This is a genomic window from Snodgrassella communis, assembly GCF_914768045.1.
GTDB lineage: Bacteria > Pseudomonadota > Gammaproteobacteria > Burkholderiales > Neisseriaceae > Snodgrassella > Snodgrassella communis.
In genome coordinates this window covers 97,041-109,767 of record NZ_CAJZCD010000007.1, presented here as the reverse complement: position 1 = coordinate 109,767, position 12,727 = coordinate 97,041, and the positions used below count along the sequence as shown (strand labels likewise).

10 protein-coding genes and 1 pseudogene are annotated in these 12,727 nt (G+C 44.3%); 8 read left to right on the top strand and 3 right to left on the bottom strand.

Annotated features, from left to right (window positions below; all coding sequences use genetic code 11):
* A pseudogene (locus MJ761_RS08290) lies at positions 1 to 233 on the top strand (IS3 family transposase); the annotation flags it as partial.
* 684 nt (positions 234 to 917) lie between these two features.
* Positions 918 to 4,403, top strand: a complete 3,486-nt coding sequence (locus MJ761_RS08285) for a PilC/PilY family type IV pilus protein (protein ID WP_093092547.1) — start codon at positions 918 to 920, stop codon at positions 4,401 to 4,403.
* Between the two features lie 559 nt (positions 4,404 to 4,962).
* Here the strand turns inward: MJ761_RS08285 and MJ761_RS08280 are convergent.
* Genes MJ761_RS08280 through bioH form a run of 3 tightly spaced genes read right to left on the bottom strand, consistent with a single transcriptional unit; the run spans position 4,963 to position 7,424 of the window.
* Positions 4,963 to 5,853 carry a patatin-like phospholipase family protein gene (locus MJ761_RS08280; RefSeq protein WP_093092549.1) on the bottom strand — a complete coding sequence of 297 codons (891 nt, stop codon included), beginning with the start codon at positions 5,851 to 5,853 and terminating at the stop codon, positions 4,963 to 4,965.
* A gap of 6 nt (positions 5,854 to 5,859) precedes the next feature.
* Positions 5,860 to 6,675 (bottom strand): class I SAM-dependent methyltransferase, encoded by an 816-nt coding sequence (locus tag MJ761_RS08275; protein WP_093092551.1) that lies wholly within the window; start codon positions 6,673 to 6,675, stop codon positions 5,860 to 5,862.
* On the bottom strand, positions 6,672 to 7,424 hold the full coding sequence (bioH, locus tag MJ761_RS08270; protein ID WP_093092553.1) for a pimeloyl-ACP methyl ester esterase BioH: 753 nt from the start codon (positions 7,422 to 7,424) through the stop codon (positions 6,672 to 6,674). The genes MJ761_RS08275 and bioH overlap by 4 nt, the downstream gene beginning before the upstream one ends.
* On the opposite strand from bioH, the gene MJ761_RS08265 reads away from it, so the two are divergent.
* The 6 genes from MJ761_RS08265 (at position 7,423) to ftsY (ending at position 12,581) form a co-directional block, all read left to right on the top strand.
* Positions 7,423 to 8,133 carry a ComF family protein gene (locus MJ761_RS08265; RefSeq protein WP_239392895.1) on the top strand — a complete coding sequence of 237 codons (711 nt, stop codon included), beginning with the start codon at positions 7,423 to 7,425 and terminating at the stop codon, positions 8,131 to 8,133. The genes bioH and MJ761_RS08265 overlap by 2 nt on opposite strands.
* 324 nt (positions 8,134 to 8,457) lie before the next feature.
* A complete protein-coding gene (locus tag MJ761_RS08260; RefSeq protein ID WP_239363695.1) occupies positions 8,458 to 9,207 on the top strand; it encodes a septal ring lytic transglycosylase RlpA family protein in 750 nt (249 codons plus the stop codon).
* A gap of 79 nt (positions 9,208 to 9,286) precedes the next feature.
* Entirely contained in the window at positions 9,287 to 9,865 is a 579-nt protein-coding gene (ruvA, locus tag MJ761_RS08255; protein WP_093092555.1) for a Holliday junction branch migration protein RuvA, read from the top strand.
* A 41-nt stretch (positions 9,866 to 9,906) separates the two neighbouring features.
* Positions 9,907 to 10,455, top strand: coding sequence for a 5' nucleotidase, NT5C type (locus MJ761_RS08250; RefSeq protein ID WP_093092557.1), 549 nt, complete (start codon positions 9,907 to 9,909; stop codon positions 10,453 to 10,455).
* A 37-nt stretch (positions 10,456 to 10,492) separates the two neighbouring features.
* Entirely contained in the window at positions 10,493 to 11,107 is a 615-nt protein-coding gene (locus MJ761_RS08245; protein WP_218060216.1) for a Type 1 glutamine amidotransferase-like domain-containing protein, read from the top strand.
* A 184-nt stretch (positions 11,108 to 11,291) separates the two neighbouring features.
* Complete coding sequence (gene ftsY, locus MJ761_RS08240) at positions 11,292 to 12,581, top strand: signal recognition particle-docking protein FtsY (RefSeq protein WP_093092559.1); 1,290 nt, start codon at positions 11,292 to 11,294, stop codon at positions 12,579 to 12,581.
* Positions 12,582 to 12,727 lie beyond the last annotated feature (146 nt).

Here is a 12,727-nt window from a genome sequence, read left to right as displayed (position 1 = left end):
AGTCGCTATCATTGGTATCAAAGTATACGATTAAACGTTATCGAGGATATCAGACAGCAAGCAATAGCTCAGTCACAGCTAATCATTTACAGCGCCAATTTGATGTAGGTACCAAACAGCAGATTATAGCGGCAGACTTAACCTATATTCGTGTTAACCATTGCTGGAATTATTTGTGTGTACTACTGAATTTATCGAACCGACAGATTGCCGCCTATGGTGTTGGACAATAAAAACCGCAGATTAAGTGATGTCTGCATTAAGCCAGATTAAGCAACCAATCTCATCATGACATCTGTTTCATTCAGATAAAGAAAAGGCATTTGCTAAACAATTACTTGGTAAGCATATCAATTCAATTAATCTATAGCGTTCACTCAGTAAAAAAGCTGTTCGTATGCCAATGCAGTGGCAGAAGCAATATTTAAACTATGCAAAATAAATTTATTAGAAGGAGAAACTCATGCCAACGAAATAGTAACAACAAGCATTTGTGGCTTATGCTTATTAGTACAATTATCAAGGCTACATTCATCGTTAGGCTATTTGCCTGCGGTAGAATTTAACAAACAGTTACTCCTTAATTTTGTTGTTTGAAGAGGTGTTGCCATTCCAATTAGATTAATACTGGATAGACTACACTAAATCATACAACTTTTTAGCAACATTGCGTAAGTAGGGAGGTAACCAAAAATGGTTAGCAATTTATAACATTGAGCAGCCACAAGAGGCACTAAAATATAATATTCGTTGCATATAAAACCCGCTGCGTAATTTCTATGTGAACCGGGTACAAAATGTGAAATATTTACATTTTTAATTATACCTATGTATAATCAGGAAAATATTTAACAGTTTGGTGGTATTGATTCAAGTAAGGCGACTGTATCGTAGTTAAATAATCTGAGAGACATCGTATGAGCACCGTAAATATAAAACCAAAGAAAAGCAAAATTATGCAAAAAAGAAATTTTCTATTTCTCGCTGTCAGCAGCGCATTAGCAGTCGTTTCATTATCCCAAGCGCGCGCTGCGGTCAATAACTTTGCAGAGGTTCCTTTCTATTTACAGGGTAAAACTACTACAACTAAGGCATACAACGTTAAGCCTAATGTTGCGCTTTATATCGATGATTCAGGTAGTATGGTTACAAATTTAACTCTAAAGTGTCCTGTAGTCCATACCTATACATGTCAGAGCTTGTTTCCTAATCACATGTGTGCAAATTGGGGAAGAGCGGTAGTTTCCAACAAGGAGGTTTCCCTTAAGTGGGGTGAACCACAGACTGTGATTAAAGATGATCCCAAGGAACTATCACCGGAAAAACATACAATAACTTATTATTTGGGTTGCCGCTATGATGGAGTTACGAGACTAGATGCGGTTAAAAATGCACTCAATTCTGTTATTGATAAATATAGCGACAAATTTTATTTTGCGCTACAGCCAATGAATGGTTGGTTGAGGTATGAGGCGGATCCTAATAGACCAGGTTTTCTTCGTCGTATTAGTTTTAATAAGTTTTACGACACCTCAAAACCAGAAGAATATCGGCAGCTTAAAGACTATATTAACGGTGATAGCAGTAAATTCATTTATCCTTTGCTACCGGGCGGAGGTACGTTTACTCATCAGCGGTTAAATGCCATAGTAAGAAATACTGTTTTCAATAAATTACGCTATCGTTGTCAAAAATCTTATTTAATCATTTTCTCTGATGGCGAAGCAGCAGACGTTTGGCCTCTGGATGATCGAACAAGATTTCGTGATTGGTTTGGAGGGCAGGCGGGTTATTATGATGGTTATTTTGATGAGAATAAAGAACCTCGCGAAGTTATATCCGTACCAGAGGTTAAGAAATTACAGTATTATACGGATATCTTACGGACAAAGAGCTTTGGTAACTATATCTATAAGAAATCATTTGTAGATGAGTTTGGAGGGACGGCTCGTTACGCTACCGAAGACGACGGATTGACATACTACTATGAAAAGTGGCCTATTCTCCCCAAGCGTGATAGTCTCAGGAGAACGGTGGATGAGGCCGGGAAACCATGGGATAGTGAAATACCAGATTCAAAGTCAGGAGAAAGGTTTACCCAGACGGTAACAACTTACACGATTGGCTCAGGCCTTGGCGCAATTCAGAAAGCTATTGATTATTTAAGAAATGGCGCATCTCCCAGACCAGAGCGAGATCCGACAAAACAAGATCCGGAGCGTTATTTTTTCAAGGCAGATAATGCAGATGAGATTTTAAACGCTTTTGAAAGTATTTTTAAAGAGATAGGTGGCGAGACAACGGAAGGAACCATAATTACAACGGCCAAAACGCCTAAAATAGGTGTATCCAGTAGCTCAAATACTGCAAGTCGTTCGATTATGGCTACGGTTAATACGGGTACCTGGAGCAGCCGGATTTGCATCAACAAACCTGATGCAACTGCTGAGGACATAAAAGCATGTGAAGTGCAGCCATCATTCAGCAATCGCCAACTGGTACTGAATGACGGTGGTACTTCTTACCTATATTCAGGTTCTATGCAGGACTTCAGCAATAAGTATTTCAAAATCCCAGATAATGAAAAGAAAAATACAACTGAATGGCGCGATGGCCTGTTAAACTGGCTTAATCGTTCTAATAATGAAAGTCAGAACAAGCCACAAGATTTTGTTCTGGATTATCGTAAGCGCGACGATATGGGAGAGATTTTAGACAATGATATAGAGACGATTGGTGATGAGGTATATGGCTTGCAGAAATTTCTGATTACCTCCACCAACGAAGGTATGGTCTATGTGTTTCAGGCAGCCAATAACGAAAGCCATCCCTATGATTTAAAATTTAATTATATGCCGATGCAAATGGATCGGGATGGTAGTGATGATCTTGTCCGCTATCATTACCAGAATTTGGTTGCCAATAATTATGGCAAAGACGATGCACACCCGCACGAGTATTTGCTTAATGGTGGTTTTGTTGTGGTGGGCACCCCTACTTTACCTAACAAGCCCAAACAGTATTTCATGGTCTCCAATATGGGACAGGGTGGTCGTGGTGCTTTCGCAATCAACATCGGTGGGCAGGATATTGCCACAGGCAGAAATATAGCTGTGGATAATATGAGTAGTAATACGTGGTATAAAGATTTATTCCTGTTTCAAACACCTAGTGGATTAGCCAACGAATTTGGCTATACTCTGGGTAGACCCGGTGTCGGTATCGTACGCATTAACAAAGATCCACAAGCTTCAACAACTTCAATAACCGATCATCTGCGTGAAGTGGCGGTGCTTAATAACGGTTATAATTATCCAGGCAAAGAAGTTTCTGATAATGAATCAGCCTTATATTTTTATGATATTTTAGGCGTGGATATCGGAACCGACAGCTACCAGAAAACGGGATACAATAAAGGAGAGTTGATTAAAAAACTAATAGCTGATACTAACGGAGGTGGCCTTTCAGGCCCGGTTGGCTACGATATAAACAATGATGGTGTGACTGATATAGTTTATGCCGGAGACTATGGCGGTAACCTGTATCGATTCGATATTCGCAATCCGGATCCGGATAAATGGACAGTCAGAAAAATCTTTACTGCCCAAGGTCCGATAACCATAACGCCTACTTTATTTAAACCAAACCCTGAAGATCCGCGTGCAGATCACAAAATAATTATTGTCTTTGGCACAGGCAGCGATATATACCAGTCTGATAAAGATAAGAAAGACCAGCAGGCAATATATGGCATATATGATGATTATGATCAGCCAGCTAATACAGTAATTACTCATGATCAGTTACTGAAACAAACGATGTCCTATAACGGAGATAACGGTAACGGTACACTCAGTAACTCAAAATTTGAGCCTACACGGCACAAGGGCTGGTACTTTACACTGAATACAGATGGAGAGCGGGTGGTAACCAGAATTGAAAGTCTTCTAACAACAGGAGTTGCGGTTACCCGAGCCTATAATGTGACGCGAAGTGGTGATTTGCTAGACGATCCCTGCAGACAAACAACCACAAGCGAAGAAACAAAAGTTTTGTCACGCCTGACACAATTTAATGTCAGAACGGGTGGCGCGCTTACACAGGATGCACCGCGTGTTGTTACAAATGATGGTGATTCAAGCTCCAGCAGCAAGAGTATCGCGGGCATGTATGCATTGAGAATAGTTACTAATGGAAACGGTCAGTTTAACAACTTAGACACTTTAGTGTCAGGAAATCAGGATGTGGGTGGTCATAAGAAACAAGATAAAGATATGTGTGCCCGTAAACCTCTCGAGGTTCACAGTTCTAATGGCATGGCTGGTGCAGAAAATGTCCCAATGTGCCCGATAAGCTTCAAACGATTATCATGGCGGGAAGTTAAAACCGATTATAACCAATAATTGCAGAGGCTATAAAAACAGTCAGATAAATATTTATCTGACTGTTTTTTTATTGAGTAATTGACGGTATTCCTTTTCGATTAAATCTCTAAAAGCAATATTGCCAGTAACAGAAGATTGATCAATGGTTTTTTGACTGATCTGGAAAGCCAGCTGTGATTTAATCTATCTTAATGATTTGATGTATCTCGAAAAAAGCTGAGGCGGGTATGCTGGTTAAGAAGCTTATATAGCTTTGTATTCAGTATTTTAGCCGTTTTGTTAAGAGAATCTAATGTAGTGAAATCATACTATTGTATGTTATTTTTATAATATGGCTATGAATAAAATATAGAACACTAAAACAGGCCGCATGATTTTTACGTGAGTACGGTACTAAGCTTCGGGTATTTACGCGGATATTGGCAGATATTGCTGGCTATGGGTAATGTACTATTGTGCTGTTTAATGATAAATAAATTCAATATATTTATTTTGCATAATTTTCAACGGAATTAACCAGAATAGAAATGCAGACTGCTTAAAAGCAGTCTGCGCAGGCTATTTTGATTTTGTATACTTAGTTAACCTGATATCTGGCCAGTACTGCGCGAATTTGCGGCAATGCGGCACGAGCCGCCTGTTCACCTAGCTGGATAGCCTGAGTTTTCTGGTCAAAGCCACCAACAGTGCCCAGTTTTTGCACCTGCGGGCGAATAATCACTTGTGCCTTGCTCAATTCGCTGCTTAATGCGGAAGCACTCATAATATTAAGGCTCTGGTCGAGGTAAGAAAAGAAACCTTCACTGGTGAGGCGTGCAGGTTTGGCGGAAATGTCTACGGCAATCACCACATTGGCACCAAGCTGTCTGGCGGCACTAACGGGTACAGGGGCAACCAGTCCGCCATCTACAAACCGTTTATTACCGATAACTACAGGCTGAAAAATATTGGGAATGCTGGCCGAAGCCCGTACTGCCTGCCCGGCATTACCACTGGTGAATACAGCCATGCGTCCGGTACCAAATTCAGTGGCTACTGCGCCAAAGCGGATAGGAAATTGCTGAATCGGTTTATTACGTACTTTGGTGTTGATGTAATCTTGCAGTTTCTGCCCTTTGATAAAGCCGGAAGTAGACAATACTGGGTCGACTAAGTCTGATTTATTCAGTATTTCAGCCTCCAGCTCCAGTCGGTCGGGGCTCATGCCTGAGGCATACATGCTGCCCACAAGTGCGCCGGCGCTGGTGCCGGTAACGATGCGTACCGGAATGTGGTTTTCCTGTAATACTTTAATCACGCCGATATGGGCAAAACCTTTGGAAACGCCACCACCAAGTGCCAGCCCGATGACGGCACGAGGCTTGGCCGGCGCCGTTGGTGTGGGCGGAACAGTATTTTTACAGGCAGTAATGGTGATAAATGTGGTAATAATCAGTACGCTATTGCGCAGCAATGCTGTGAATTTCATATGATATTAAGGTTTAAATGTTTTAGTTGGAGATGATGGGTAAAATTGTATTGGTGTGGCATTGTCTGGCAGTATTTGTTTTTTAACGCCATGTCCATATACGAGTTCAAGCGTTACGTTATGGATATCATTGTTTTTCCAAGCCTGAACCAGAATGCGCACCGCATCAATTTCGTTATCAAATTGCAGGCTCTGCCACAGGCCGGCTGTGCGCATGTCATCAATAAAGCGTTCTGCTTTTGTGTATTGCAGGGTAAGCATGTTCATGTCCATCACAGGGTCGTAAAAGCCATGCTGATACAGCATGTCCCCAAGATCGTGCATGTCGAGCAGGTGTGGCGTTTTAACCACTATACCCGCCGTGCGCCATAGTGTCAGCACTTCTTTCAGGGTATCCGTACCAAAATGGCTGAAAAAAAGTAAACCATCTGGCCGTAAAGCGCCCGCCCAGTTATTTATCACCGCTATGGGGTCAGCCTGATGAATCAGACCGAGATTACTCCACACCATATCGGCAGCCTGATTGCTGGGAAGCTGATCAGAAACGGTTTGTACAGGCAGGCTGCTATTGAACTTCTGCAACCAGTTGAGTTTAGCTTTGCGCATGGCCTGCGCTGCCTGTAAATAGCGATCACGGCTGTCAAATTCCTGAAACCGGGCATGTGGATAACGCATCTTGAGCAGCCGGTAGCTTTCATTACCATCAGCGGCGGCCAGCAGGATGTGCGCCGGTGGTTGTCTCAGAATACTCAGACGTTCGTCCAGAGTAGCGGCCAGATGGGCATGGAGAAACCAGTCTGGCTGGTGTGGCAGAGTTGTCATGAATATCGTTCCCAAAATTGGCTCAGTACACGGGCAAATTCATCAGGGTGGCTTAAAAATGGTGTATGTGCAGCCTGTGGCAGGAGACACCATTCACTTTGCGGTAGCTGCTGATGCAGATATTCTCCCATGCGAGGTGGCGTAATTGCATCGCGGCCACCATAAATCAGTAATACCGGACAGTTTATGCTACTGAGTAAAGGGCGTAAATCAGCTTGTTCTAACGCATACAAGGCAGCGTTAAGCGCAGCCGGCGACCCATACTGGCAGATGGCAGGCACCAGACTGTTGAGACAGGCGTGTGCAGAAGGATCTGCATACAGCATCTGCAACTGTAGAAACTCATGCATGTATTTGGGATAATCCTCGCTGAACCTGCTGGCCATCATATTGAGGCTAACACGTTGCAAACCTTGCGGATAGTCGCTGCTGGCCATTAGTTTGGCCAGACTGGCCGTCAGGCACAGCGAAGCTACTTTGTCTGGATAGCGTGCAGCCAGACCTAATGCCACCATGCCACCCAGTGACCAGCCAAGTAAATGAGTAGGATAACTTAGTTGTGTGGCCAGCCGGTCGGCAATACTGTCTATATTGAAAGTGCCATCAAATGGTGCGCAGCCATGACCGGGCAAATCAGGCGTAGCCCAGTGTTTTTGCCAAGCAGCAGGCAGATATGCCTGCAAAGGGTCGAATATATGGTGATTGGCGCCCCAGCCGTGAATCAGTAAAGTTTGGGAAGGTGTAGTCATGGGAATGATTTCATTACTCACTTCATTCTGGCATGCCTGTATTGGTGTGCCACATTGCTTATTATGCCACGATTATGCACATATCTCAGGTTTGTGCCGGCTGTGCTGGGATGATATGGCTGATTTGCAGCGTACCGATACAGATCTGTGCCCGCGTTGCTGTGGTGGCCGGCTTTCGGCTGGCTTTTGCGAGCAGTGCCAGCAGCAATGGCCGTTTACCACCTTATATGCCAGTTATCGCTATGCAGCACCATTGCAGCAGATGCTGAGCGCATTCAAGCATCAACGGCAGCTCGCCTTGCTGGATACATTGGCGGCACTGATGCTGGCGCAGCCACCGCAATGGCTGGAGCAAGTAAAGATAGATGCTGTGCTGGCTATGCCATTGAGCCGTAAACGTCTGTTTGAGCGCGGTTTCAATCAGAGCCAGCTGCTTGCCACAATCATTGCCCGGCATTATGCGCTGCCTGTGCTGCGGCCAGACTGCGTACAACGTTGCTACCGGCCACCACAATCAACTTTGAAAAAATCGGTACGGCCGCGCAATGTACGCGGTGTATTTCGTTTTAATCAGGCAGTAAAAAAACGTAACCTGTTGTTAATTGATGATGTTGTGACCACAGGTGCAACAATTACTGAGTTGGCGCGAGCCCTTAAAAAATCAGGTGTCTCACGCGTTTATGTCTGGACACTGGCGCATCCGGAATGAAAAATCTTTGACAGACAAAGGGCTATTTGGCATAGTGTCGCCCTGTTAAATAACTGATTCAATTATTAACTGCGTTACAATTTTGGCATTTTGCCAATTAGTAAGCAACTTTTTGAACCCGCCAATGTGCTGTAATAAATAACAGCCGGCGTTTGTTCTTGCCAATTGAGGTTATAGCCTCTCCCGCCACATTTTACCGTGGCCGCCGCTGTTTTTTGCTGTCTTAGTATAAATTCAGTTTTTACCGGATAAAGTATTGTTGTAAACAACAATGGTTGTGCATCTGGTTTTTGCGTCTTTTACTCAAAGAAACGGAAATACGGTTTGATCAGGATTAAAGTATTATTTGTCAGTCTGGCGATGATGTTTGGTTTTAGCATGGCTTATGCCAAACAGAGCAGTAATTTGTCAGCGCCGGTTTATCATGCTAAAAAATCAGTATCTAATCTTAAAGTAGTACCAGCAGAACATCTGCATAAAACAGCTAATCTTAGCTATCAGGTAGCAGGAAAACGCTACTATCCTCTACAAAAAGTAGCCAGCTTCAATCAGGTAGGACGTGCTTCCTACTATGGTAAAAATTTTCAGGGTCGCCGTACTTCTTCCGGTGAACGTTTTGATGTCAACATGCTTACCGCCGCGCATCCGACCTTGCCTATTCCCAGTTATGCGCGGGTAACCAATCTGTCCAATGGCAAGACAGTGGTCGTACGTGTTAACGATCGTGGACCGTTTCACGCTAACCGCGTAATGGATTTATCCTATGCCGCAGCGCAACAGCTAGGTTTTGTCCGTGCCGGTACTGCTCAGGTACGGGTAGAACAGATTGTACCCGGAGAACGTATCCAGCCGGCTGGCACAGGTGGCAATATTTATGTCGATCTACAGCGCTTTGGTAGTAAAGAAAAAGCCCAGCAGTATCTGAAAGCAACTTCGCGTCATTTACAGGCGGCCGGCAGCCAGCAGCAGACCAAGCTGGTCAAAGTCAACAACAGTTATGTTGTCCGCATGGGGCCTTTTCAGCAGCAGCAACGTGCTGATGAAGCGAAAAAATCAATGTTAACCGCATTGTAAACCCTGTTATCAGCTTGGAAAAAAGCCCGTGGTATCATGCACGGGCTTTTGTTTATTTGCTAGTAGGAAAAGGAATATAATGATTGGTCGCTTACGTGGAATTGTGCTGGAAAAAAATCCGCCTGTAGTCGTACTGGATGTTCATGGTGTAGGCTATGAGGCACAGGTATCCATGCAAACCTTTTACACCTTGCCGGCAGTGGGAGAAGAAACGGCCTTGTATACACAGCTGGTAGTACGCGAAGATGCCCATTTGCTGTTTGGTTTTGGCTCCCGCGAAGAACGGGAAACATTTCGGGCACTGGTAAAAGTAAGCGGTATTGGTGCTAAAAGTGCCTTAGGCATATTATCCACACTCGCGAGTGATGAATTGGCTGCTGCAATTGCCGCCGAAGACATTAAACGCCTGACAGCCGCGCCCGGTATCGGGAAAAAAACCGCCGAACGCATGGTACTGGAATTACGTGGCAAGCTTGCCGGTAGTGGTAATGCTGCTGGTCTGTTTACCGCAGAAACTGCTGGTAGTAATGAAGATATTATCAATACACTGCTTGCTCTGGGCTATACCGACAAAGAAGCCCGTACTGCTTGTAAAAATATACCGGCTGGCACTGATATCAGTGAAGGCGTACGGCTGGCCTTAAAAAATATGCTATAACTATCTGTTTAATAATGACACAAGCCGCCCTAGGAATTTGTATGGCACCTAAATTGATTTTGCTGGATCAGGATGGCGTTTTAGCCGACTTTGAACAGGGAGTACGGCAGCTATGGCAACAAACTTATGAACAACCACTGCCACTGGCTGAGCGCAGGCATTTTTACCTGTGTGAAGATATGGCACCCCAGTATCACCAGCAGCTAGCTCAGATTTATAGCAGCAAAGGTTTTTTCTCCTCCTTACCACCAATGCGCCATGGCATTGCTGCGGCCAGACGCTTACTGGAAGCCGGCCATGATGTGCGTATCTGTACCTCACCCATACAGGCTTATCATTACTGTGTCGCTGAAAAATTTGACTGGGTATGCCAGCATCTGGGGGAAGACTGGCTACAGCGTATTATTTTAGCCAAAGACAAAACCTGGGTACGTGGTGATATTCTGATTGATGATAAACCACAGATAAGTGGTAGCCTGATACCGCAGTGGCAGCACTGGATTTACGACCAACCTTACAACCGAAGTCAGACCAAGCAGCGCCGGGTAAACTGGGCGCAACCGGAAACATGGTCTGAATTATTGCAATAATGATCATACGGCATAAATTGAAAATTGGAGATTAGCAGTGAAAACAATATTTTTAACCTCCTATATTGCCGGCACAACTCGGCAGCTTGCAGATTTTGTTCAGAAAAATCAAATAAACAGTAAAAATATCCTGTTTATTCCTACTGCCGGCAACGTTGAAAGTTACACCGGATATATAGATGAAGGCAAAGCAGCACTGCAACAACTTGGATTTCAGCTTGAGTTACTGGATATAGCCAGTGCCGATACCCAGCAATGCCATCAGGCCTTTGCCGCTGCCGAAATAATCTGCATAGCCGGTGGCAATACATTTTATTTATTGCAGCAACTGAAAAGCAAAAATCTTGATCAGCTACTTGTACACAGGCTGGCACAGGGCTGCATTTATATCGGCGAATCGGCAGGCGCAATTATTCTGGCCGCAGACATTGAATATAGCAGTATGATGGACGACAGCAGTCTGGCGTCTGAACTGGATAACTATGCCGGTTTAAACGTCATTGATTGCTACCCCTTACCGCATTATATCGAGGAACCTTTTGTAGATTCGGTACAGCAAATCTATGCGAAGTATAGCAATCATTTAAAATTAATACCTTTTAATAATCAACAGGCTGTTGTTGTAAGTGGGCGTGATTGTACGATTGTATAACTATTCATGAATATAAACCGGCAAAAGAATTACGCGGATAAGCAAAATCGCCTGAATAACATAGCAATAATGTCATAATGTATTATCAAACAAGCATCTGCTTAGGCTACAATAGCACAATTCATTCACTACCAAAGACAAGAGATTATTGAGCTTTGGTTTACCCTAGCATCAGGAATATCCCATGTTTCGATTTTTTAAAAGAAAAAAAAATACTGAGCCAGCAGTGGAACAACCCGTATCCACGCCCAGTCAGCCAGAAATTATAGAGCAGCCACAAGATGCAACTGCTGAGCCAGCCGCGGCTGAAACAACTGTTAAAACTGAAGCCGAACCCAACCACCCTACTACAGCCGAAGCAGCACCAGCTGACGAAGCAACTGCCCAACCGGCCACCGAGACAGCCGAAGAAATCATCGTACCGACAGTAGTAGATGAACCGGCAGCTATTGTTACAACCACAGAAACAGCACCAATTCAGACCGCGACAAGTGAAAATGCCGTGGTTATCCCAGTTGCACCAGCAGAAACCAGTAGCGAGGCAGATAAACCGGCCAAGCTTGGTTGGGCAGCACGCTTAAAACAGGGATTGAGCAAATCGCGTAACCACATGGCCAAATCGCTGGCTGCTGTGTTTGGCGGTGGCAAAATTGATGAAGACCTGTACGAGGAGCTGGAAACCGTACTGCTTACCAGCGATATGGGTATTGAAGCCACCGAAAAACTGCTGGCACAGGTACGCCAGCGTGTTACCCTGAAAGGGCTGAAAAACGGTAACGAACTGCGCAGTGCCCTGAAAGAAGCATTGTATGAATTATTGCTGCCCCTACAGCAGCCCCTGATTTTACCCACAGATAAAAAGCCGTTTGTGATTATGATGGCTGGTGTCAATGGCGCAGGCAAAACCACCAGCATCGGTAAACTGGCTAAATATTTTCAGGGTCAAGGTAAAAGCGTACTATTGGCGGCTGGTGATACTTTCCGCGCTGCTGCGCGCGAACAGTTGCAGCAATGGGGAGAGCGCAATAACGTTACTGTAATTGCACAGGAATCTGGTGATTCGGCTGCGGTTTGCTTTGATGCACTGGAAGCAGCCAAGGCGCGCGGCATTGATGTGGTACTGGCCGATACTGCTGGCCGACTGCCTACCCAGCTACATCTGATGGAAGAAATCAAAAAAGTAAAACGCGTACTGCAAAAATCCCTGCCTGAAGCACCGCATGAAGTGATGCTGGTACTGGATGCCAACGTTGGCCAGAATGCCATCAATCAAGTAGTCTCTTTCGACGATGCCCTTGGTTTAACCGGCCTGATCGTTTCCAAACTTGATGGCACCGCCAAAGGCGGTATTCTCGCCGCACTGGCGGCCAAACGCCCTATTCCGGTACGTTTTATCGGTGTAGGTGAAGGCATCGATGATTTACGCCCGTTTGATGCACGCGCGTTTGTGGATGCGTTGATTGAGGATGAGTAATCAAATCATACCAAATAAAAAAGCTGGCTATTAATATGAAATAGCCAGCTTTTTTATTGCTTCAGTATAAATTTAATATTCAGATAGCAAGACTTAATCATGTCCGCGAGCATATTGGAATAGCCGGGTAATCATGTAAATAAATA

Coding starts and splice junctions, on each gene's coding strand:
- MJ761_RS08285 (WP_093092547.1), top strand. CDS start 918: ATGAGCACCGTAAATATAAAACCAAAGAAAAGCAAAATTATGCAAAAA.
- MJ761_RS08275 (WP_093092551.1), bottom strand. CDS start 6,675: ATGACAACTCTGCCACACCAGCCAGACTGGTTTCTCCATGCCCATCTG.
- bioH (WP_093092553.1), bottom strand. CDS start 7,424: ATGACTACACCTTCCCAAACTTTACTGATTCACGGCTGGGGCGCCAAT.
- MJ761_RS08250 (WP_093092557.1), top strand. CDS start 9,907: ATGGCACCTAAATTGATTTTGCTGGATCAGGATGGCGTTTTAGCCGAC.
- MJ761_RS08280 (WP_093092549.1), bottom strand. CDS start 5,853: ATGAAATTCACAGCATTGCTGCGCAATAGCGTACTGATTATTACCACA.
- MJ761_RS08265 (WP_239392895.1), top strand. CDS start 7,423: ATGGGAATGATTTCATTACTCACTTCATTCTGGCATGCCTGTATTGGT.
- ftsY (WP_093092559.1), top strand. CDS start 11,292: ATGTTTCGATTTTTTAAAAGAAAAAAAAATACTGAGCCAGCAGTGGAA.
- ruvA (WP_093092555.1), top strand. CDS start 9,287: ATGATTGGTCGCTTACGTGGAATTGTGCTGGAAAAAAATCCGCCTGTA.